Origin of the sequence: Pseudomonas alkylphenolica, assembly GCF_016009175.1 — a bacterium.
GTDB classification, from domain to species: domain Bacteria; phylum Pseudomonadota; class Gammaproteobacteria; order Pseudomonadales; family Pseudomonadaceae; genus Aquipseudomonas; species Aquipseudomonas alkylphenolica_B.
The window spans coordinates 99,942-121,794 of record NZ_JADUCM010000017.1; the positions used below are offsets into that span (position 1 = coordinate 99,942).

21 protein-coding genes and 2 pseudogenes are annotated in these 21,853 nt (G+C 62.1%); 12 read left to right on the plus strand and 11 right to left on the minus strand.

The annotated features are described in order from the left end of the window. Positions 1–55: 55 nt before the first annotated feature. From I5S59_RS16025 to choX, 5 genes are all read right to left on the minus strand, one after another. Positions 56–313, minus strand: coding sequence for a hypothetical protein (locus tag I5S59_RS16025; RefSeq protein ID WP_197877493.1), 258 nt, complete (start codon positions 311–313; stop codon positions 56–58). 131 nt (positions 314–444) lie between these two features. Continuing rightward, complete coding sequence (locus tag I5S59_RS16030) at positions 445–912, minus strand: thioesterase family protein (RefSeq protein WP_197877494.1); 468 nt, start codon at positions 910–912, stop codon at positions 445–447. A gap of 13 nt (positions 913–925) precedes the next feature. Beyond that, positions 926–1,891 (minus strand): L-carnitine dehydrogenase, encoded by a 966-nt coding sequence (locus I5S59_RS16035; protein WP_197877495.1) that lies wholly within the window; start codon positions 1,889–1,891, stop codon positions 926–928. Between the two features lie 15 nt (positions 1,892–1,906). After that, on the minus strand, positions 1,907–2,791 hold the full coding sequence (locus I5S59_RS16040) for a 3-keto-5-aminohexanoate cleavage protein (RefSeq protein ID WP_197877496.1): 885 nt from the start codon (positions 2,789–2,791) through the stop codon (positions 1,907–1,909). Positions 2,792–2,907: 116 nt separating this feature from the next. Further along, positions 2,908–3,852 (minus strand): choline ABC transporter substrate-binding protein, encoded by a 945-nt coding sequence (gene choX / locus I5S59_RS16045; protein WP_197877497.1) that lies wholly within the window; start codon positions 3,850–3,852, stop codon positions 2,908–2,910. Positions 3,853–4,022: 170 nt separating this feature from the next. Between choX and I5S59_RS16050 the strand changes: the two genes are divergently transcribed. Continuing rightward, positions 4,023–4,982 (plus strand): GlxA family transcriptional regulator, encoded by a 960-nt coding sequence (locus tag I5S59_RS16050; RefSeq protein ID WP_197877514.1) that lies wholly within the window; start codon positions 4,023–4,025, stop codon positions 4,980–4,982. Here I5S59_RS16050 and I5S59_RS16055 read toward each other — a convergent pair. Then, positions 4,969–5,388 (minus strand): DUF3010 family protein, encoded by a 420-nt coding sequence (locus I5S59_RS16055; protein ID WP_197877498.1) that lies wholly within the window; start codon positions 5,386–5,388, stop codon positions 4,969–4,971. The two genes, I5S59_RS16050 and I5S59_RS16055, sit on opposite strands and share 14 nt — an antisense overlap. Before the next feature lie 7 nt (positions 5,389–5,395). Continuing rightward, on the minus strand, positions 5,396–5,803 hold the full coding sequence (locus tag I5S59_RS16060; RefSeq protein ID WP_197877499.1) for a lysozyme inhibitor LprI family protein: 408 nt from the start codon (positions 5,801–5,803) through the stop codon (positions 5,396–5,398). Positions 5,804–6,046: 243 nt separating this feature from the next. On the opposite strand from I5S59_RS16060, the gene I5S59_RS16065 reads away from it, so the two are divergent. The 6 genes from I5S59_RS16065 (at position 6,047) to I5S59_RS16090 (ending at position 13,820) form a co-directional block, all read left to right on the plus strand. Further along, complete coding sequence (locus I5S59_RS16065; RefSeq protein WP_128323327.1) at positions 6,047–7,024, plus strand: dipeptidase; 978 nt, start codon at positions 6,047–6,049, stop codon at positions 7,022–7,024. Between the two features lie 74 nt (positions 7,025–7,098). After that, a complete protein-coding gene (locus tag I5S59_RS16070; protein ID WP_197877500.1) occupies positions 7,099–7,629 on the plus strand; it encodes a DUF5943 domain-containing protein in 531 nt (176 codons plus the stop codon). A gap of 15 nt (positions 7,630–7,644) precedes the next feature. Further along, positions 7,645–9,705, plus strand: coding sequence for a dimethylglycine demethylation protein DgcA (dgcA, locus tag I5S59_RS16075; RefSeq protein ID WP_197877501.1), 2,061 nt, complete (start codon positions 7,645–7,647; stop codon positions 9,703–9,705). A gap of 155 nt (positions 9,706–9,860) precedes the next feature. Further along, on the plus strand, positions 9,861–11,810 hold the full coding sequence (gene dgcB / locus I5S59_RS16080; RefSeq protein ID WP_197877502.1) for a dimethylglycine demethylation protein DgcB: 1,950 nt from the start codon (positions 9,861–9,863) through the stop codon (positions 11,808–11,810). Beyond that, positions 11,810–13,033 carry an electron transfer flavoprotein subunit alpha/FixB family protein gene (locus tag I5S59_RS16085; RefSeq protein ID WP_197877503.1) on the plus strand — a complete coding sequence of 408 codons (1,224 nt, stop codon included), beginning with the start codon at positions 11,810–11,812 and terminating at the stop codon, positions 13,031–13,033. Before dgcB ends, I5S59_RS16085 begins: the two co-directional genes overlap by 1 nt. Before the next feature lie 16 nt (positions 13,034–13,049). Next, on the plus strand, positions 13,050–13,820 hold the full coding sequence (locus tag I5S59_RS16090) for an electron transfer flavoprotein subunit beta (protein WP_197877504.1): 771 nt from the start codon (positions 13,050–13,052) through the stop codon (positions 13,818–13,820). Between the two features lie 690 nt (positions 13,821–14,510). Here the strand turns inward: I5S59_RS16090 and gbcA are convergent. After that, entirely contained in the window at positions 14,511–15,803 is a 1,293-nt protein-coding gene (gene gbcA, locus I5S59_RS16095) for a glycine-betaine demethylase subunit GbcA (protein ID WP_197877505.1), read from the minus strand. Positions 15,804–15,946: 143 nt separating this feature from the next. Continuing rightward, positions 15,947–16,090 (minus strand): hypothetical protein, encoded by a 144-nt coding sequence (locus tag I5S59_RS16100; RefSeq protein WP_197877506.1) that lies wholly within the window; start codon positions 16,088–16,090, stop codon positions 15,947–15,949. Here I5S59_RS16100 and gbcB point away from each other — a divergent pair. Next, positions 16,089–17,186, plus strand: coding sequence for a glycine-betaine demethylase subunit GbcB (gene gbcB / locus I5S59_RS16105; RefSeq protein ID WP_197877507.1), 1,098 nt, complete (start codon positions 16,089–16,091; stop codon positions 17,184–17,186). The genes I5S59_RS16100 and gbcB overlap by 2 nt on opposite strands. Here gbcB and I5S59_RS26740 read toward each other — a convergent pair whose 3' ends face one another. Continuing rightward, on the minus strand, positions 17,187–18,059 hold the full coding sequence (locus tag I5S59_RS26740; protein ID WP_420066456.1) for a methyl-accepting chemotaxis protein: 873 nt from the start codon (positions 18,057–18,059) through the stop codon (positions 17,187–17,189). A 30-nt stretch (positions 18,060–18,089) separates the two neighbouring features. Continuing rightward, positions 18,090–18,872 (minus strand): annotated as a pseudogene (locus I5S59_RS26745) (MCP four helix bundle domain-containing protein); the annotation flags it as partial. A gap of 214 nt (positions 18,873–19,086) precedes the next feature. On the opposite strand from I5S59_RS26745, the gene I5S59_RS16115 reads away from it, so the two are divergent. The 4 genes and pseudogenes from I5S59_RS16115 (at position 19,087) to I5S59_RS26755 (ending at position 21,706) form a co-directional block, all read left to right on the plus strand. Continuing rightward, a complete protein-coding gene (locus I5S59_RS16115) occupies positions 19,087–19,314 on the plus strand; it encodes a hypothetical protein (RefSeq protein ID WP_197877509.1) in 228 nt (75 codons plus the stop codon). Continuing rightward, entirely contained in the window at positions 19,311–19,613 is a 303-nt protein-coding gene (locus tag I5S59_RS16120) for a cell division protein ZapA (protein ID WP_128323336.1), read from the plus strand. Before I5S59_RS16115 ends, I5S59_RS16120 begins: the two co-directional genes overlap by 4 nt. Before the next feature lie 200 nt (positions 19,614–19,813). Next, positions 19,814–20,845, plus strand: a pseudogene (locus tag I5S59_RS26750) (cache domain-containing protein); the annotation flags it as partial. 132 nt (positions 20,846–20,977) lie between these two features. Next, positions 20,978–21,706: a methyl-accepting chemotaxis protein gene (locus tag I5S59_RS26755; protein ID WP_420066457.1), complete on the plus strand. Its 729-nt coding sequence runs from the start codon at positions 20,978–20,980 to the stop codon at positions 21,704–21,706. Positions 21,707–21,853 lie beyond the last annotated feature (147 nt).

The following is a 21,853-nucleotide window of genomic DNA, read 5'->3' on the forward strand; positions in this document are numbered from 1 at the left end:
GGCGGGATCCTGTGGGAGCGGGCTTGCCCGCGAAGAGACCGGTACAGAACGCTGGTCAGACGCGTTTGTTGAACTGCGCCAATGCCGGCAACAACTGCTGTTCGATGGCCTGGCGCACGGCAGGCAAAATGGTCGCATTGCCGGTGTACATCTGCTCGACCATGCCCTTGAGAGCCTTGGCCCGCGGCTCACTCAAGCCGCGCACGGCACATTCACAGGCTTGCTCGGCGCTGGCGTCGGACGGCATCTCGAAACCCAGGGCGCGCAATTGGCCCAGCAGGTCGTCCTGATCAATCAAGTCCGCATGCATCATGGTGGTAGTCCTTGTTTGCAGGTGTGATCGCCCATCGATTCTGTGGGCGTATGGCACATGCGGCAAGGGCAGATTGTCGCCATGACTGCATTACCTAAGCACAGGTCGTTTTCGGCTAACTCGAGGGAGGGTTACTGCAAACCGATCACCTGGCCAATGTACGTCGGCGCTGGCAAATCGTGCTGTTCGTCGACGATGGCCTGCAGGTGCTCCACGGTGCCGGCTGCAAAGGGTGCTGACCGGGGCCCGGCCAGATCTACATGCAAGAGCATTTGCTCACTGGCAGCCAGTGGCTCGTCAAACCCTGCACGGTGCAGGCTGTGATACAGGTGAAGGCGCTTGCGGTCAAAACCGACGACCTGGCTTTGCACCCACACTGGCGTGCCCAGTTTTACTTCATGCAGGTAGTTCAGGTGACACTCCAGGGTAAACAGTGAGTGGCCGCTGGCACTGCGGTTGTCGCTGTCCAGGCCGATGCGGTCCATGAAGGCGTCGGTGGCGTAGCTGAAAATCAATAGGTAGAAGGCATCGCGCAGGTGCCCGTTGTAGTCTACCCAGTCCGCCGGGACTGGGGTTTCATAGGTGATCAATGCAGGCATCTTGAAGCTCCGGTCAGTCGCTGAAGGCCATGCCGTGCTTGGCTTTGGTGGTTTTCACCGCCTCCAGCACAGCCAGCAGGCAATCATCACGATAGCGCTCCAGCGCGCTGATGCTGCGCTGGCCCAATTGCTCGCTGGTGCCGTCGACGACCGCGTCGATCAGCCCGTCGGTCAGTGCTGGCGCTGGCAGGTAGGTCCAGGGCAGTTGCAAGGCCGGCCCGAACTGCGCCATGAAGTGGCGCATGCCGGCGTCGCCACCGGCCAGGGTGTAGGTCAGAAAGGTGCCCATGAACGACCAGCGCAGACCGGCGCCGAAACGAATGGCGTCATCGATCTCGCCGGTGGTTGCCACGCCGTCGTTGACCAGGTGCAGGGCCTCGCGCCACAAGGCTTCGAGCAGGCGGTCAGCAATGAAGCCGGGGACTTCCTTGCGTACATGCAGCGGGCGCATGCCAAGGCTGGTGTAGACAGTTTTCGCCGCCTCGATAGCCTCCGGTGCGGTCTTGTTGCTGCCAACGATTTCCACCAGCGGCAGCAGGTACACCGGGTTGAACGGATGGCCTACCACGCAGCGTTCAGGGTGCGTGGCCGACTCATAAAACTCGCTGGGCAGCAGGCCCGAGGTGCTGGAGCCGATCAGCGCGTCGGGTTTGGCCGCTGCACTGATCTTGCTGTGCAGGTCGAGCTTGAGGTCGAGGCGCTCCGGGGCGCTTTCCTGAATGAAATCGGCCTCGCGTACACATTCCTCGATGGTGGCGACGAAGCGCAGGCGCTCTTGTGCGGCACCTGGCGCCAGCCCTTGTGTTTCCAGCGCCGGCCAGGCGTTGGCAATGCGTTTGCGCAAGGCGGCTTCGGCGCCGGGCGCCGGGTCCCAGGCCACTACGTCGAGGCCGTGGGCGAGGGCGCGTGCAACCCAGCCGCTGCCGATCACGCCGCTACCCAGGGCGGCGAACGTTTTGATCTCGGTGATAAAGCGCATGGTCAACTCCTCGGCTCAGCGTCGGGTCAGGTTCATTTCTGCGCGGCCTTCGGCAGGGCTCAGCACCCGTGCGCCGAGGCGGCTGAGAATTTCGCAGGCGCGTTCCACCAGCTGGCCGTTGCTGGCCAGCACGCCTTTGTCCAGGTAAAGGTTGTCTTCAAGGCCGACCCGTACGTTGCCGCCGAGCAATACGGCTTGCGCGGCCATCGGCATTTGCATGCGGCCGATGCCGAAGCCCGCCCAGGTGACACCGGCCGGCAGGTTGTCGACCATGGCTTTCATGGTGGCGGTATCGGCCGGTGCACCCCAGGGAATGCCCAGGCACAGCTGGAACAGCGGGTCATCGAGCAGGCCTTCCTTGATCATCTGCTTGGCGAACCACAGGTGACCGGTGTCGAAAATTTCCAGTTCGGCTTTTACCCCCAGTTCGGTGATGCGTTTGGCACCGGCGCGCAATTGCGACGGGGTGGAGACATAGATGCTGTTGCCATCGCCAAAGTTGAGGGTGCCGCAGTCCAGTGTGCAGATCTCCGGCAGCAATGCCTCGACGTGGGCCAGGCGCTCCAGGGGGCCGATCAGGGCGGGGCCGGCACCGAACTCCAGCGGGGTTTCGCCGGGGCCGATCTCCAGGTCGCCGCCCATGCCGGCGGTGAGGTTGACGATGATGTCGACGTCCGCCTCGCGGATGCGCTCCATGACTTCACGGTAAAGGTTCACGTCGCGGCTGAAACGGCCGGTTTGCGGGTCGCGGACGTGGCAGTGGACGACGGTGGCGCCGGCTTTGGCGGCTTCCACGGCGGCTTCGGCGATCTGCTTGGGGGTGACCGGGACCAGGTGGCTTTTGCTGGCGGTGTCGCCGGCGCCAGTGAGTGCACAGGTGATGATGACGTCGTGGTTCATGGTGCAAATCCTTGATGTCGGTGTTGTATTTTTCGTGGGTAAACCCGCTCCCACAGGATCAGCAAGGACCCTGAGACATGCACTGTGGAAGCGGGTTTACCCGCGAATGGGCCGGATCAGTTGGCGCTGAGCTGGAGGTTGTCCGCCGCCGGCTTGCCATCGAATGTGGTCACGCCTTCAAGCCAGCGCTTCTGGTCTTCGGGGTGATCCTTGAGCCACTGGCGGGCTGACGCCAGGGCGTCCTTGTGCTCGAGCAGCGGTTGCATCATGCGGCTCTCGTCTTCGGCGGTGAATTTCAGGTTGGTCAGCAAGCGGTGGGCATTCGGGCAGCGCTCGGCGTAGTCGGGCGCAGTGACGGTCCACACCGTGGCGCGGCCTTCATCCGGGCCCAGGGCGTCTTCGCTACCGCTCAGGTAGGCCATGTCGATGTTGACGTTCATCGGATGCGGCGCCCAGCCGAAGAACACCACGGCTTCATTGCGCCGTACCGCACGGTCCACGGCGGCAAGCATCCCGGCTTCACTGGACTCGACCAGCTGGAACTTGCCCAGGCCGAACTGGTTCTTGCTGATCATTGCCTTGATCTGCGTGTTGGCTCCGGAGCCGGGCTCGATACCGTAGATCTTGCCGCCCAGTTCCTTCTCGAACGTGTGAATGTCGGCAAAGGTTTTCAGGCCTTTGTCGGCCAGGTATTTCGGAACGGCCAGCGTTGCCCGGGCATCGTCGAGGCTGGGCTGGTCGAGCACCTTGACCTGTTTGGCGTTGATGAAGGGGGTGATGGTCTGGGTCATGATCGGGTTCCAGTAGCCAAGGAACATGTCCAGGCGCTGGTCGCGAATGCCGGCGAAGATGATTTGCTGGGAGGCACTGGTCTGCTTGGTCTTGTAACCCAGGCCGTCGAGCAGTACCTGGGTCATGGCGCTGGTGGCCATGACATCGGTCCAGTTGACCACGCCAAGGCGCACGTTCTTGCATTCGGCCGGTTCGGCGGCCATTACGTGGGTGCTGAGGATTGCGGTACCGACGAGCGTCAGCAGGCTACGGCTGATCAATCTGTTCATGGTGGCTCCTCCAACGGCAGTTCTAATTGTTATAGGGGCGGCCTCTGCGTGCCGTGGTGTTCAAACTACGCGCAGCGCCAGCGCAAAATGCGCACCCTGGCGACCAGCACTTGCACAGTGGCGACCTGCAGGGTATTAACCGCAGACCCGTGGCCGTCGAGTCGTTCGCTATGCCCCAGGATTTCTACTTTCTGTTGCTCCCCGGTTTTTCCGCCATCGGCTTCATCTCGGCGATCGAACCGCTGCGGGTGGCCAACCGTTTTCGCAGCGGGTTGTACCGCTGGCAGGTGTTGAGCATAGAGGGCGGGGCGGTGCAGGCCAGTAATGGCATGTCGGTCAATGTCGACGGCACGCTGCAGCCGCTGGCCAAGGGTGCAACCCTGCTGGTGGTGGCCGGGTTCGAGCCGCTGGGCAGCTACACCCCGGCGTTGCAGCACTGGCTGCGCAAGCTTGATCACGAAGGCGTGGTGCTCGGCGGTATCGACACCGGGAGCGTGGTACTGGCCGAGGCTGGCCTGCTTGACGGTCATCGGGTGACCTTGCACTGGGAAGCGCTGGAGGCGTTCAAGGAATCTTATCCACAGCTGCAGGCGACCCAGGAGCTGTTCGAAGTTGATCGACGGCGTATCACCTCGGCCGGCGGGACGGCATCCATCGACCTGATGCTCGACCTGATCGCGCAGGCAAACGGTCCGGAACTGGCGATTCAGGTATCAGAGCAGTTCGTGCTCGGGCGCATTCGCCCACGCCAGGATCACCAGCGCATGCAGATCGCCTCACGGTATGGCATCAGCAACAAGAAACTGGTGCAGGTGATCGGCGAGATGGAGCGCAACACCGAGCAACCGCTCAACACCCTGGTGCTGGCCGAGTCGGTGCAGGTGACCCGGCGTCAGCTGGAGCGCCTGTTCCGGCTGTACCTGCACGACACCCCCAGCGGTTTCTACCTGCGCTTGCGCCTGGACAAGGCGCGGCAACTGCTGCGCCAAACCGACATGAGCGTGCTGGAGGTGGGTATTGCCTGCGGCTTCGAGTCAGCCTCGTACTTCACCCGCTGCTACCGGGGCCGTTTCCAGCGATGCCCGCGGGAAGACCGCAAGGCCAGGGCGGCCAGTCTCAGCGGCGCTTGAGCAACAGCGCGCAGGCGCTCTTGAAGGCTTCGTGCTGGTACTTGTTCAACGAAGCGGGCAGTTCGATGTTGTGTTTCTTGGCCTGGGCGCTGACGGTTTGTGGAGACACCAGCTCCACTTCGCAGTTATCCAGCAACTGCAGCACGCCTTCGATCTTGAAGGTGGTCGGGCCGCCGGCGAAATCGCCTTTTTTGCTGCGCTTCTTGATCGCCAGGTGGCTGATTCCGTGTTCAGCGATGAACTGCCGGGCCTGGCTGGCGAAGGCTTTGACGCTGTCGGCCTGTTCGTCGTCTTCCAGGCCGATCTTTTTCGTTGCCAGGGCAACATGCACCGGGCTTGTGCCGTCCAGTGTGGCGACGGCGAGCAGTGCTTCGCTGCCTTTGATTTCAATTCCGCAGATTTTCATGCTGTTCTCAGTCGGCGTTTTGCAGCCCTAAAGACTGCAGGTATTCGGAGCGGTCGTCGCTGCGTTGGGCGAGGCAAGTGTTCAGGGTCGCATCGAACGCCTTGCCGGGTTTTTCGTCGAAGGTTTCCACCTTGCAGTCGGCATCGCGCAGCTGTTTCCACAGCGTTTCGGCGTCGTTCAGGCGTTTGCTGACTTCGCGGATCTTCGCGTCCTGCCCGGCATACTGCTCCTTGATGCGATCGAGCAGGTCGTTGAATGCGGCGTCCAGCTCGCGTTCGGCCGTGGTGCGGCTGAACAGGGCGCAGTCGTAGTTCTGCTGGTCGGTTTCGACGTTATCGCACGGCGTGCTGTCTTCTTCACTGGCGTGGGCACCCAATGCCAGCGTAGCCAGGACCAGCCAAACCATCGTTCTCATGCAGTCATCCTCCCCGGGGAACATGGGCACCGATTCTCGCTCAGCGCCACGGCAAAGAACAGGGTAGCTGCTAGCCCCGAACCCTCCGAATGAAACTTGCCACGGCCCTTTGTCGCGGTTTGACGCTTTCGGCAATTCCCCTGTCGTTTTTGCATCTTAGCGACCTGGCCCCTAGGCATATGCTGGCTCCAAAGCGCCGGCAGACGATTCGGCGCAGGTAATGCCAATAAAGGGGACAGCCTGATGAGCCCAGCCGAATTACACGCCGACAGCATCGTTATCGACGGGCTGATCATTGCCAAATGGAACCGCGAGCTGTTCGAAGACATGCGCAAGGGCGGTCTGACCGCGGCCAACTGCACCGTGTCGGTCTGGGAAGGCTTCCAGGCCACGGTCAACAACATTGCCGCCAGCCAGAAACTGATCCGTGAAAACGCCGACCTGGTAATGCCGGTGCGCACCACCGCCGACATCCGCAAGGCCAAGGAACGAGGCAAGACCGGCATCCTCTTCGGTTTCCAGAACGCTCACGCATTCGAAGACCAGATCGGTTATGTCGAGGTGTTCAAGCAGCTTGGCGTGGGCATCGTGCAGATGTGCTACAACACCCAGAACCTGGTGGGCACCGGGTGCTACGAGCGTGATGGCGGCCTGTCTGGCTTCGGTCGCGAAATCGTCGCGGAAATGAACCGCGTCGGCATCATGTGCGACCTGTCCCATGTCGGTTCCAAGACCTCTGAAGAGGTCATCCTCGAATCAAAAAAACCGGTGTGCTACTCCCACTGCCTGCCGTCCGGGCTCAAGGAGCACCCGCGCAACAAATCCGATGAAGAACTGAAGTTCATTGCCGACCATGGCGGTTTCGTTGGCGTGACCATGTTTGCACCGTTCCTGGCCAAGGGGATCGACTCGACCATCGACGACTACGCCGAAGCCATTGAATACACCATGAACATCGTCGGCGAGGACGCTATCGGCATTGGCACCGACTTCACTCAAGGCCACGGGCAGGACTTCTTTGAGTACCTGACCCACGACAAGGGCTACGCCCGGCGCCTGACCAACTTCGGCAAGATCATCAACCCGCTGGGCATCCGCACCGTGGGCGAGTTCCCCAACCTCACTGAAACCCTGCTCAAGCGCGGCCACAGCGAACGCGTGGTGCGCAAGATCATGGGCGAGAACTGGGTGAACGTCCTAAAGGATGTTTGGGGCGAATAAGCCGCCAGTCACCGTCTTCCGACCCCTGGCACCGGCGCAGGGGCAGCCAACCAATATTCTGGAGTTCAGTTTCCATGGCCAAGATCGCCCCGCAATTGCCTATCGAAGTCGACAGCGAGACCGGTGTCTGGACCAGTGATGCCCTGCCGATGCTGTACGTGCCACGGCATTTTTTCGTCAACAACCACATGGGTATCGAGGAAGTGCTGGGCGCCGAGGCCTATGCCGAAATCCTCTACAAAGCGGGTTACAAGTCGGCCTGGCACTGGTGCGAGAAAGAGGCTGAATGCCACGGCCTGGAAGGCGTGGCGGTGTTCGAGCACTACATGAAGCGCTTGTCGCAACGGGGCTGGGGCCTGTTCAAGATCCAGGACATCGACCTGGAAAAAGGCACTGCCAGCGTCAAGCTCGAGCACTCGGCGTTCGTGTACGTGTACGGCAAGGTCGGACGCAAGGTCGACTACATGTTCACCGGCTGGTTCGCCGGCGCCATGGACCAGATTCTCGCCGCGCGCGGCAGCTCCGTCCGCACGGTCGCCGAGCAGGTCTACGGCGGTTCGGAAGAAGGCCACGACGACGGCCTGTTCATCGTCAAGCCGCTGTAAGTCGAGGATCCCGCCATGGCTTTCGAAGCAATGTTCCAGCCGATCCAGATCGGCAAACTGACCATCCGCAACCGGGTACTGAGCACGGCGCACGCCGAGGTGTATGCCACCGATGGCGGCATGACCACCGAGCGCTACGTCAAATACTACGAAGAGAAAGCCAAGGGCGGCCTGGGCCTGGCCATCTGCGGCGGCTCGTCGGTTGTCGCCATCGACAGCCCGCAGCAATGGTGGGCCTCGGTGAACCTGGCCACCGACCGCATCATCCCGCACTTCCAGAACCTGGCAGACGCCATGCACAAGCATGGCGCGAAGATCATGATCCAGATTACCCACATGGGCCGTCGCTCGCGCTGGGACGGCTTCAACTGGCCAACCCTGATGTCGCCATCGGGTATTCGTGAACCCGTACACCGCGCGACCTGCAAAACCATCGAGCCGGAGGAAATCTGGCGGGTGATCGGCAACTACGCGCAAGCCGCGCGCCGGGCCAAAGAAGGCGGTCTGGATGGCGTCGAGCTGTCGGCGGTGCACCAGCACATGATCGACCAGTTCTGGAGCCCGCGGGTCAACAAGCGCACCGACGAATGGGGCGGTACCTTCGAAGGCCGGATGAAGTTCGGCCTGGAGGTGCTCAAGGCCGTGCGTGCCGAAGTGGGCCCGGATTTCTGCGTTGGCATGCGTATCTGTGGTGACGAATTCCATCCCGATGGCCTCAGCCACGAAGACATGAAGGAAATCGCCAAGTATTACGACGCCACCGGCATGCTCGACTTCTTCGGCGTAATTGGTTCGGGCTGCGATACCCACAACACCCTGGCCAACGTTATCCCCAACATGAGTTATCCACCGGAGCCGTTCCTGCACCTGGCCGCCGGGATCAAGGAAGTGGTCAAGGTGCCGGTACTGCATGCGCAGAACATCAAGGACCCGAACCAGGCGACGCGCATCCTCGAGGGCGGCTATGTCGACATGGTCGGCATGACCCGCGCGCACATTGCCGACCCGCACCTGATCGCCAAGATCAAGATGGGCCAGGTCGACCAGATCAAGCAGTGCGTTGGTGCCAACTACTGCATCGACCGCCAGTACCAGGGCCTGGATGTGCTGTGCATCCAGAACGCGGCCACCTCGCGTGAATACATGGGGGTGCCGCACATCATCGAAAAATCCACCGGGCCCAAGCGCAAGGTAGTCGTGGTGGGCGCCGGCCCAGCCGGGATGGAAGCGGCGCGGGTGTCGGCCGAGCGTGGCCACGACGTCACCTTGTTCGAGAAAAAGGACGCCATTGGCGGCCAGATCAGCATCGCCGCCAAGGCGCCGCAACGCGACCAGATTGCCGGCATCACCCGCTGGTATCAACTGGAGCTGGCGCGGCTGAAAGTCGACCTGCGCCTGGGCACTGCCGCCGACATCGACACCATCAAAGACCTGCGGCCTGACGTGATCGTACTGGCGGTGGGTGGTCATCCGTTCCTGGAGCAGAACGAGCATTGGGGCGCGGCAGAAGGCCTGGTGGTCAGCAGTTGGGACGTGCTCGACGGCAAGGTGGCGCCGGGCAAGAACGTGCTGGTGTACGACACCATCTGCGAGTTTACCGGGATGTCAGTGGCCGACTTTATTGCCGACAAAGGCAGCCAGGTCGAGATCGTTACCGACGACATCAAGCCGGGTGTGGCGATTGGCGGTACGTCGTTCCCCACCTACTACCGCAGCATGTACCCCAAGGAAGTGATCATGACCGGCGACCTGGCGCTGGAGAAGGTCTACCGCGAGGGCGACAAGCTGGTGGCGGTGCTGGAGAACGAATACACCGGCGCCAAAGAAGAGCGGGTGGTAGACCAGGTGGTGGTCGAGAACGGTGTGCGGCCGGACGAAGCGCTCTACTACGGGCTCAAGGAAGGTTCGCGCAACAAGGGCCAGATTGATATTGAGGCACTTTTTGCGATTCAGCCGCAGCCGATCCTTGGTCAACCCGGCGAAGGCTACCTGCTGTATCGCATCGGTGACTGCGTGGCGCAGCGCAATACCCATGCGGCGATCTACGACGCCTTGCGCCTGTGCAAGGACTTCTGATCGTACAAGGCTTGCTACTACCCCTGTGGGAGCCGGCATCGCCGGCGATGGGATCAGCGCAATAGCGGTTGTTGCGCGGTGTTTGCATCGCTGGCTTCGCCAGCTCCCACAGTGATCCCCTGGCAAGGCACTGAGGTGCCTTTTGGGAGCTTCCCATGTTGAACACCCTGCTTCCCATCCTCCTGTTCGCCGCCTTGGGCCTTGCCGTCCTCGGCGCGTTGCGACGTGTGCGGATGTGGCGCCAAGGCCGACCGTCAAAGGTCGACCTGCTCGGTGGCCTGCTGGCCATGCCGCGGCGCTACATGGTCGACCTGCACCACGTGGTGGCCCGCGACAAATACATGGCCAACACCCACGTGGCCACGGCTGGCGGTTTCGTCCTGGCGGCCGTGCTGGCGATCCTCGTGCATGGTTTTGGCTTGCACAGCAAAGTGCTCGGGTACGCCTTGTTGTGCGCAACGGTGCTGGTGTTTGCCGGTGCGCTGTTCGTCTACAAGCGCCGGTTGAATCCGCCGTCACGCCTGTCGAAAGGACCGTGGATGCGCCTGCCGAAAAGCCTGCTGGTGTTCGCGGCGAGCTTTTTCATTGCCACCTTGCCAGTGGCCGGCATCCTTCCGGAAGGCTCCGGCGGCTGGGTGCTGGTCGCGCTGCTGGGCGTTGGCGTGCTGTGGGGCGTGTCCGAGCTGTTCTTCGGCATGACCTGGGGCGGGCCGATGAAGCACGCCTTTGCCGGCGCCCTGCACCTGGCCTGGCACCGCCGCGCCGAGCGCTTTGGCGGTGGTCGTTCCACCGGGCTCAAACCCCTGGACCTGGAAGACCCGCAAGCGTTGCTGGGTGTCGAGAAACCCAAGGACTTCACCTGGAACCAGCTGCTCGGTTTCGACGCCTGCGTGCAGTGCGGCAAGTGTGAAGCCGCGTGTCCGGCCTTTGCTGCTGGCCAGCCGCTTAACCCGAAAAAGCTCATCCAGGACATGGTCGTCGGCCTGGCCGGCGGTACCGATGCCAACTTCGCTGGCAGCCCGTACCCGGGCAAGCCCGTCGGTGAGCACGCCGGCAACCCGCACCAGCCGATCGTCAACGGCCTGGTCGACGCCGAGACCTTGTGGTCGTGCACCACCTGCCGTGCCTGCGTGGAAGAGTGCCCGATGATGATCGAGCACGTCGATGCCATCGTCGACATGCGCCGTCACCTGACCCTGGAAAAAGGCGCGACGCCGAACAAAGGCGCCGAAGTGCTGGAAAACCTGATCGCTACCGACAACCCCGGCGGCTTCGCCCCGGGTGGGCGGATGAACTGGGCGGCGGACCTCAACCTGAACCTGCTTGGCGATACCAAGTGCACTGACGTGCTGTTCTGGGTGGGTGACGGTGCCTTCGACATGCGTAACCAGCGCACCCTGCGCGCCTTCGTGAAAGTGCTGAAGGCTGCCCAGGTGGACTTTGCCGTACTCGGCCTTGAAGAGCGTGACAGCGGTGATGTGGCGCGTCGCCTGGGTGATGAAGCAACCTTTCAGCAACTGGCCCGACGCAACATCCAGACCCTGGCCAAATACAGCTTCAAGCGCATCGTCACCTGCGATCCGCACAGTTTCCACGTGCTCAAGAACGAATACGGCGCCTTTGGTGGCGACTACCTGGTACAGCACCACAGCACCTGCATGGCCGAGTTGATTGCCGCTGGCGCGCTGAGCCTGGGGCAACACAAGGGCGGTAGCGTCACTTACCACGACCCGTGCTACCTGGGCCGCTACAACGGTGAGTACGAGGCGCCCCGCGAGGTACTGCGCGCCCTGGGTATCGAGGTGAAGGAAATGCAGCGTTCGGGCTTCCGTTCCCGTTGCTGTGGTGGTGGTGGCGGTGCGCCGATCACCGACATTCCCGGCAAGCAGCGGATTCCCGACATGCGCATGGACGACATCCGTGAAACCGCCGCCGAACTGGTTGCCGTGGGTTGTCCACAGTGCACGGCAATGCTTGAAGGTGTGGTTGAACCGCGACCCATGATCAAGGACCTGGCCGAACTGGTTGCCGATGCCCTGCTCGAAGATCAGGCCCCGGCGAACAAGGCCGCTGCGGCCAAGCGTGAACCTGCGGAGGTGCACTGATGAGCGACATCATTCGCCGTGACCCGCGTGCCGAGTGGATTGCCCGTAACCGCCTGCATCCGCTGCACGCTGCCATGCAACAGGGCCAGCAGCACAGCTGGATGGGCCCCAACGGCCTCCAGCGCAAGAACCCCCATGGCGTCGGCTTCATCGGCCCCAACGGCATCAAGCGCATCGACCGCAGCGGCGCCCAGCAGGGCACCAGCAACAAGCGCAGTGCGGCTGCGGTGGTGGAGTTGCCGCTGCATCAGGTGTTGCAGCCTGCGTTCTACATTGCCGTGGTCCCGGACATGGTCGGCGGCCGCCTGGGCAGCCACGACCGCGACCTGCTTGGCCTCGCCCATGGTCTGGCAGGCAGCGACGGCGCCGTTCTGGCGGTGGTGTTTGGCGAACACAAGGAAAGCAACTTTTCCACAGCTGGCGTTGATCGCCTGCTGGTCATCGAGGGCGATGAGTTCGACGGCTATGCACCGGAGCAGCTGGTGCAGGGCCTGCGTGCTGTGGATAACCAGTTCAGCCCGCGCCACTGGTTGTTGCCAGACAGCCGCAACGGTGGCGGTGAGCTGGGCCGGCGCTTTGCTGCGGCGATCAATGAACGCCCGGCTACGCGGGTCTGGCAGGTCAAGGATGGTCAGTGCAGCGGCCGCGCCGGTGCCGGCCAGCAAGACCTGATTCGTGGCCTGCCACGCTTGATCCTGGCGGCAGCCGAATGTGCCGAGCCGGTCAGCGAGACACGCCACGAAGCCTTGCCTGAGCAGTTATCCACAGGCGTAGTGCGCAGCCTGCCGCGTATTGAAGACCTCGGCCCGGTGGCTGTGGACCCGGCGGCAATTGCCATGGCGGAAGCCGAATTTATTGTTTCGGGGGGCAACGGCGTCAAGGACTGGGACCTGTTCCACCGCGCCACAATGGCCCTGGGCGCCACCGAGGGTGCTTCGCGGGTGGCGGTGGACGACGGCTTCATGCCGCGTAACCGTCAGGTCGGCGCCACCGGTACCTGGGTGACCGCGCGGGTGTATGTGGCTGTGGGTATCTCCGGGGCGATCCAGCACCTGCAAGGCATTGGCGCCTGCGACAAGGTGGTGGCGATCAACATGGATCCAGGCTGCGACATGATCAAACGTGCCGACCTGTCAGTGATCGGCGACAGCGCGGCGATCCTGCAGGCGCTGATCGAGGCTGTGGAAAACTATCGCAACGGCGCCAAGCGCGATGCGGCATAAGGGCAGGGGGGCAACTATGAACACCAAGGTCATCAGTCTGGTTTCGGTCGGTGCTCACCCAAGCTCCGGGCGCTCCCGGCGAGCCGAGCAGGACGCGCGAGCAGTTGAGTTGGGCCTGCAGCTGGCTGGGGATAACTTGCAGGTGCTGCATGCCGGCGACCCCCACGAACCTGCGCTGCGTGCCTACCTGGGCATGGGCCTGGAACAACTGGACGTACTGGAACAACCTCTGGGCGCCGATGCGCTGGGCGTGCTCGGCGATTATCTGCGCGATGCGGGCGCCCAACTGGTGCTGACCGGCAGTCAGGCGGAAACGGGTGAAGGCTCGGGCATGCTGCCGTTCCTGCTCGCCGAACGGCTGGGGTGGCCGCTGGTGGTTGGCCTGGCTGAAGTTGAATCTATCCACAACGGTGTGGCGCAAGTGCTGCAGGCGCTGCCGCGTGGTCAGCGGCGTCGCCTCAAGGTACGTCTGCCATTACTGGCCACTGTGGATAACGCCGCGCCCAAGCCGCGCCAGAGCGCCTTTGGCCCGGCGCGCCGAGGTGTATTGGCGGCGCGGCAGGTAGAGATCGTTGAAGATGAGTTATTCACAAGCGCCGAACTGCAACCGGCAAAACCCAGGCCCAAACGCCTGAAGGTGATCAAGGCCAAAAGCGGCGCCGACCGTATGAAAGCGGCCACGGCGAAGGCCACCGGAGGTGGCGGGCAGGTGCTCAAAGACGTCAGCCCGCAAGCCGGTGCAGAAGCGATCCTCAAACTACTGGTTGAAGAAGGTGTGCTGCGCTGAGCAATTGCTCACAAAGTCTGTTGGTTGATCTGTGGATAAAGTGTTTGCGTATGGCTGCAAGGCACGCACGGCGTGCCTTTCGGCGTTATGGTCAAAAAATGATCAAGCTAAGTGACGGATTTTTCGGGTTTTTCTCTCTGCCGAAGCGATTATATTGCCCACAATCGCTGTTGGCGGGTCTGTGGATAATATGTTCGCCCATGGCTGAGAGGCCCGTGGAGCAAGGGCTGCGTCAAGTTGATCAAAAAACGCTCAATTGCTGCTTTTACGCCTGCCAATCCCCCGTATCTGGAGTGCTTGAGGCGTTATCCACAAGCATTTTCCAGGCTTGCGACTTTTGCACACAAAGTCTGTTGGCGGCTCTGTGGATAAGGTGTTCGCCTTCTGCTGGGAGCCGCGTGGTTAAAGGTCTACAGAGATTTGATCATTTATTGATCAATATTTTTTTTTGGAAAAAACAATGACTTGCCCACATTAGCTGTGGGTTGCCCTGTGGATAAAGTGTTTGTTGTATGGAGCGGCCCAGTGGGGCTGGGGCGATGCGGCGGGTGGTTAAAATTTGTACAGACTCGCCCGAGGGCGTGATTCCAACCTGAACAGTAACTTTCCAGGCAGCCCTCTGAAGTAGCAGCGGTATCCAGCTTGCCATAGCATCGCGCCATGCTTTCGCATGGCGCGTCCTTCAAGCGCTTATTGCGTCTTCACTTCCTTCAGATACGGCGCCGGCGCCGCCCCCAGGTTGCTCAACATGCGTTCGCTGTACCAATCGATGAAGTTCACCACACCAAACTCGTAGGTTTTGGAATACGGCCCGGGCTGGTACGCCGTGGAGTTGATGCCGCGCTGGTTTTCTTCGGCCAGGCGCCGGTCCTGGTCGTTGGTGGCGTCCCACACCTGGCGCATACGGGCCGGGTCGTAGTCGACCCCTTCCACGGCATCCTTGTGCACCAGCCATTTGGTGGTGACCATGGTTTCCTGCGCGCTGATCGGCCACACGGTGAAGACGATCATGTGATCGCCCATGCAGTGGTTCCAGGAATGCGGCAGGTGCAGGATGCGCATCGAGCCGAGGTCCGGGTTCTTGATGCGCCCCATCAGTTTCTGGCAACCCTGCTTGCCATCCAGAGTCATCGATACCGTGCCCTTGAGCAGCGGCATGCGCACGATGCGGTTGCGCAGGCCGAAGCTGGCGTGGGCGTAGGGGATCTTCTCGGCGTCCCAGGCGGCTGCAGAGGCGGCGACATGGTCCTTGAAGGCCTGGTCGGCACGCGGGTCGGTGACGTCGTCCCATTCCAGCAGGGTTTTCAGCAGCTCCGGGTGCGAACCGCCGCAGTGGTAGCACTCGCGGTTGTTCTCCAGCACCAGCTTCCAGTTGGCCTTTTCCATCAAGGTGGTTTGCACCGCCACCTTGGTGTTTTCCATGTCGTAAGGCTCCATGTAGTGAGCCAGGGTCGCGAGGAAATCATCGATGGCCGGCGGGTTCTCGGCGAGGCTGATGAAGATGTAGCCGCCAGCAGTCTTCACATTCACCGGCTTGAGCCCGTACTGCTTCATGTCGAAGTCGGCGCCCATCTCGGTGCCGGCGAACAGCAGGCGGCCGTCGAGTTCGTAGGTCCACTGGTGGTAGTGGCAGACCAGCTTGGCAACCTTGCCCTTGTCGCTGGTGCACAGGCGCGAGCCACGGTGACGGCAGACGTTATGAAAGGCGTGCACCTGCCCTTCGGCACCGCGTACGACCAGGATCGGGTTCTTGCCGATCTGCAGGGTGAGGAAGTTGCCCTTGGCGGGGATCTCGCAGGTCATCCCGGCGATCAGCCATTCCTTCTGGAAAATCTCCTCCATGTCGATCTGGAACAGGCGCTCGTCGCAGTAGAACGGCTGCGGCAGCGAGAAGGTGCGCTCGCGGCTCTGCAGCATCTCGGCGGTGGCCTTGCGCGCAGGTTCCAGTGGATCGCCCAGACTCAAAGTTGCGGTGACGTCCATCGTGTAGGTCCTCATGGCCGGTGCAGGCGGCCGGTGAAAGTGGCTAATCGTTGTTATGGCGACGCAAGACGCAGTACAGCAGGATCATGTGCGATGGAGTGTGCGTTCGAAGCCGCCGGGAACCATATCCATGGGCGACATGATCAGATCCGTTTCCGACGCGCCAGCCCTTGTGGCCGGGGGCTGGTCGCGATAAGCACGCCGATGTCGCGGATAGGAAAGTGCCCGCCCCACAGCTTGAGCAGAATCGCAGCTATCAGGCCGCAGTCGGCCGTGGAGACGAGCATGTCCAACTTCCTCAATCCGGTCAGCACCCAGACCTGGGCCAACGGCCGCCACATCGTCCGTTGCGTCAAGGTGATCCAGGAAACCTGGGATGTGCGCACCTTCTGTTTCATGGCCGACCAGCCGATCATGTTCTTCTTCAAGCCCGGGCAGTTCGTGACCCTTGAGCTGGAGATCGACGGCCAGCCGATCATGCGCTCGTACACCATCTCCAGTTCGCCTTCGGTGCCTTACAGCTTTTCGGTGACCATCAAACGGGTGCCGGGCGGCAAGGTCTCCAACTGGCTGCACGACACCCTGCACGAGGGCCAGGAGCTGGCGGTGCACGGGCCGGTCGGGCTGTTCAATGCCATCGATTTCCCCAGCCCCAAAGTGCTGTACCTCAGCGGCGGCGTCGGCATCACCCCGGTGATGTCCATGGCCCGCTGGTTCTACGACACCAACGGTAATGTCGATATGGTGTTCGTGCACAGCGCCCGCTCACCCAAAGACATCATTTATCACCGCGAGCTGGAGCACATGGCGTCGCGGATCGACAACTTCAGCCTGCACATCATTTGCGAGAAGCATGGCCTCGGCGAGCCATGGGCTGGCTACCGTGGCTACCTGAACCAGAAACTGATGGAGTTGATTGCCCCCGACTACATGGAGCGGGAAATTTTCTGCTGCGGCCCGACGCCGTACATGACTGCGGTCAAGCGCCTGCTGGAGAACAGCGGCTACGACATGAGCCGCTACCATGAGGAGTCGTTCGGTGCGACTCCGGCCGAGGTCAAGGCCGACGCCGTGGAGCTTGCCGAGCAAGCCGCCGAGGCGCCGGAAGTCGACAACGCCGACCTGCACCAGGTGGAGTTCACCGCCACTGGCAAGAGCATTCGCGTTGCCCCGGGTGAGACCGTGCATGCCGCAGCGGCCAAACTTGGCCTGATGATCCCCAAGGCCTGCGGCATGGGTATCTGCGGCACCTGCAAGGTGCTCAAGCTGGGCGGTGAGGTAGAGATGGAGCACAACGGCGGCATCACCGATGATGACGTCGCCGAAGGCTACATTCTGTCGTGCTGCAGCGTGCCCAAGGGCGACGTGCGTATCGAGTTCTGATCAGACGCTGAAGCGCGCCACCAGGCCGTTGAGGTCGACCGCCAGGCGCGACAGCTCGGCACTCGCCGCGCTGGTCTGGTGGGCGCCGGTGGCCGACTGCACCGACAGGTCGTTGATGTTGACCAGGTTGCGGTCCACTTCGCGGGCCACCTGGGCCTGCTCTTCGGCGGCGCTGGCAATCACCAGGTTGCGCTCGTTGATTTCGGCGACCGCGCCGGTGATGGTGTCCAGTGCCAGGCCCGCGCCACGGGCGATGTTCAGGGTCGACTCGGCGCGCTCGGTGCTGTTGCGCATGGAGTTCACCGCCTGTTCGGTGCCACCCTGGATGCTGCCAATCATTCGCTCGATTTCGCTGGTCGATTGCTGGGTGCGATGCGCCAGCGCGCGCACTTCGTCAGCCACCACGGCAAAGCCACGACCGGCTTCACCGGCACGGGCCGCCTCGATGGCAGCGTTGAGCGCGAGCAGGTTGGTCTGGTCAGCCAGGCCACGAATCACATCCAGCACCTTGCCGATATCGCGCGATTCTTCCGCCAGGTTGCCGATCAGATCGGCGGTGCCCTGCACATCGACGCTCATGCGCTCGATGGCGTTGACGGTTTCCAGCACCAGGTCGCGGCCATCGCCTGCCGAACGGGTGGCTTCCTTCGAGGCTTCGGAGGTGCTTACGGCATTGCGTGCCACTTCTTCTACCGCGCTGGTCATCTCGGTGACCGCAGTGGCTGCCTGTTCGATCTCGTTGTTCTGTTGCTGCAGGCCACGGGCGCTTTCGTCGGTGACGCTGTTGAGCTCTTCGGCAGCCGAAGCCAGTTGCGTGGCCGAGCCGGCAATCAGTTGCAAGGTGTCGCGTAGCTTGTTCTGCATCTTGGCCATGGCGCGCAGCAGGCGAGCGGCTTCGTCCTGGCCCTGGGCCTCGATGCGGCGGGTGAGGTCGCCCTCCGCGATGCGCTCGGCGGCCTGCAGCGCCTCGTCGATGGGCTTGACGATACTGCGCGTCAGCAGCAAGGCACAGACCAGAGTCAGCGCTGTGGCCGCCAGCAGCAGGGCGATCACCAGGGTTACCGCGTGGTCATACTGATCGGCAGCGGTCTGGTTGACCTCGCGGGTTTGTTCGGTGTTGATGGTGACCAGCTGATCCATGACGCTGTTGATCTGCTCGGAGTTGTCGAGCATGTCACGGTTGATCAGGCTGCGCAGGGCCTCCAGGTCATTGCTTTGCGAGGCCTGACGCATGCGGTTTTCCAGTTGTCGGTACTGGCTGAGCAGTTGCACGTACTGGTTGTAGGCACCCTGTTCCTGCGCCCCGTAGATCAGCGGCTCGTAGACCTTGCGCGCCTCGTCGATCTGCTGGTTGCGCTGGTCGATCAGCCTCAGGGTGTTCTGTACCGTGTCGGCTTCGCGGTTGAGCAGCAGGCGGTAAGACAAGGTGCGCAGGCGCAGGGTCAGCTGTGACAACTGGTCAAGGTTGGTAATACTGGGGACCGTGGAGTTTTCGATGATTTCGCCGGCCTGGCGAATCTTGCTCATCTGGTTCAGGGCAAACAGCCCCAGGGCCAGCATCAGCGCACCGATCAGGGCAAACCCCAGGAGCGCGCGCGGGGCGATGTTCATATTGCGTAGGGACATGGTGGAGTTCCGCAGAAGGGAGAAAGGCACGCATCCATGCGCCAGATTCAGCAATGCCATGCCTATCGGTCGGTGGTTGGAAGTCTTGAGTGACACAAGATGAAACGATGCACCCAGGCTAGGTTTTCCTGACAAACGGGCACTATCAGGGGGAACCGGACCGTCATCGATGGGTCAATCTGCACCAGGCCGAAGCGTCTACTCCGATATCCCTGGCGACCACGCGGACTTTTCTTTATCGTGTGCGCCCCCTGAAAAACCCGAGAAGGCAATCATGTTGGAAACTTCCCTCAGTCAATTGGAACAACTCGTCAGCGACCTGGTGCAGAAGAATCAGGAACTGGCCGAGCGTAACGAACAGATCGGCAGCGAACTGGCCCAGGCCAAAGACGAAAACGAAAGCCTGCAACTGGCCCTGATGGAACAGGAAGAGAAGCAGGGCGCCACCGCTGCGCGCATTCAGGCGCTGGTCGAGCGTGCCGGTGGTACCGTTAACGCATGAGCACTTCAGCACAGCCGATCAATGTCGTGTCGATTCTTGGCAGCGACTATTCGATCAAGGCCCCCGAGGGCCAGGAGCAAGCCCTGGCGCAGGCCGTGCAGATGCTCAACGCGTCGCTGGCCGAGACCAAGCGTAAATACCCGACCCTGATCGGTGACAAATTGCTGGTGCTGGCAGCGCTCAACCTGTGTTCCAAGCAGATCGAACTGCAACAGCAACACCAGCAGGCCCTCGACCGTTACCAAGAGCAAGTCAGCGCCACGGTCGATGCCATTTCCCGGACCATCGGCAACAGCTGACAGGTCGCGCCAAACCGTCCTCTATTGTTTTGCTCGCTCACTGCCCGGTCGGCAGTGGGCGGCATTGTCGTGGGTCAAAGAAATAATTGTATCCCTTCGTGTATACAATTGGCCTGGCTATTGCAGCTCAGGCGTTTTTGCTCAGGGGAAGGGTCATGCAGTTCTGGCGGCGTAGCATTCAGTGGCAATTGATCGCAAGCATGGGCGCAGCCTTGCTGGTGAGCATTCTTATCGTGGTCGGGATCTATTCGGTGGCAGTCAATCGCCTGACCGAGCGTTACCTGGTCGACACTGCGTTGCCGGCAAGCATTGAGGCAATTCGTAACGACATCGAACGGATGTTGAGTCGCCCGCTCACGGCGGCGTCCGATATTGCCAGCAACACCTTGTTGCGTGACTGGCTGGCGGCCGGCGAAGACACCGCCCAGGCGCCGCAATTTATCGAATACCTGGAAACCGTGCGGCAGAAGAACCAGGCGTTCACTTCCGTGCTGGCGGCCACTGAAACCAACCACTACTACAACGAAAAAGGTCTGGACCGCACCCTGAGCCGCAGCAACCCGAAAGACAGCTGGTTCTACGGATTCATCGACAGCGGCAATCCGCGCCTGTTGAACATCGACATCGATGGCAGCACCGGTGAGCTGGCGTTGTTCATTGATTACCGGGTGGAAAAGAACGGCAAGCTGGTGGGCATCGCCGGGCTGGGGCTGCGCATGACCGAGTTGTCGGCGTTGATTCACAACTTCAGCTTTGGTGAGCGTGGCCGGGTATTTCTGGTGCGGGGCGATGGCCTGATCCAGGTTCACCCCGAGCAGCAGTTGAGCGGTAAACGAAAACTCTCCGAGCAGATTGGCGAGGCTGCAGCGCAAGCGGTGCTGAGCCATGCAGACGGTTTGCGCAGCAGCCGTTTCGAGCGGGACGGCGAGGGCTTTCTGGCCTTGAGCCTGCCGCTGCGCGACATGAACTGGAGCCTGGTGGTCGAGGTGCCCGAGGCGCAGATTTATGCCCCGGTGCGTGAGACCGTGTGGCTGACCAGCCTGATTGGCGGTGCTGTTGCGCTGGTGTCGCTGTTACTGGTGGTGCTGCTGTCGCGCGGTATTGTCCGTCCGATTCGCCGCGTCACCGATGCGTTGATGGCGATCGGCAAAGGCGGTGGCGACCTGACACAGCGCCTGGACGAAAGCCGCGCTGACGAACTGGGCGACCTGGCCCGGGGGTTCAACCGTTTTCTCGATAGCCAGCGTGACCTGATCGGCGCCGTGTTGCGTACCAGCGAGCGCCTGCACAGTTCGGTTGCTCAGGTGACGCAGGTGGTGCAGAACACCGCTGAGCGCTCAGGCCGCCAGCAAGAGATGACGGAAATGGTTGCCACTGCAGTGCATGAAATGGGCCTGACGGTTCAGGACATTGCCCAGAATGCAGGCAACGCCGCTCAGGCCTCTGAAACCGCGCGCGCCGAAGCGCTTGAAGCCCGTGAGGTGGTGCGTCGCTCGATTGCCCACATCGAAGGCATGTCGGGTGAAATCGGCCAGGCTGCCAATGCCGTGGGTGAACTGGCCGGTGAAGTGGCGTCGATCGACGAAGTGCTGGCGGTGATCCGCAGTATTTCCGAGCAAACCAACCTGCTGGCGCTCAATGCCGCGATCGAGGCGGCGCGGGCCGGGGAAATGGGCCGCGGCTTTGCCGTGGTTGCCGATGAGGTACGCACCCTGGCCCGACGCACCCAGGTGTCTACCGATGAAGTGCAGCAAATGATCCTGCGCCTCAAGCAAGGCGCAGGCAGCGCTGTGGCCTCGATGCAGGCCGGGCAGGCGGCGACGGGTACCGGTGTGCAGTCCAGTCAGCAGACGGGTGCATCCTTGAGCACCATCACCGACCAGGTCGAGCACATCAGTGACATGAATCACCAGGTGGCCACCGCAACTGAAGAGCAGTCGGCGGTAACCGAAGAGATCAACCGCAACGTGCAGGGCATTTCCGACCTGGCGCGGCAGACGGCGGCGGAAGTGCAGGGGTGTCGTGAAGAATGCCAGGCACTGCGTGGCCTGGCGGATGACCTGGCGCGGCAGATGGGTGGGTTCAGGTTGTGAATCTGTAGGAGCTGGCGAAGCCTGCGATCGAGCGCGCAGCGGTCGCAGATTCTTGCAACCGAAATAGGCCTCGGGGGGGGGGGGGCCCCCCCGAGCCCGCGCGGCCGCCGACCCCCCCGGGGCCCGTAAAGCGGGACGCGCCCCCGG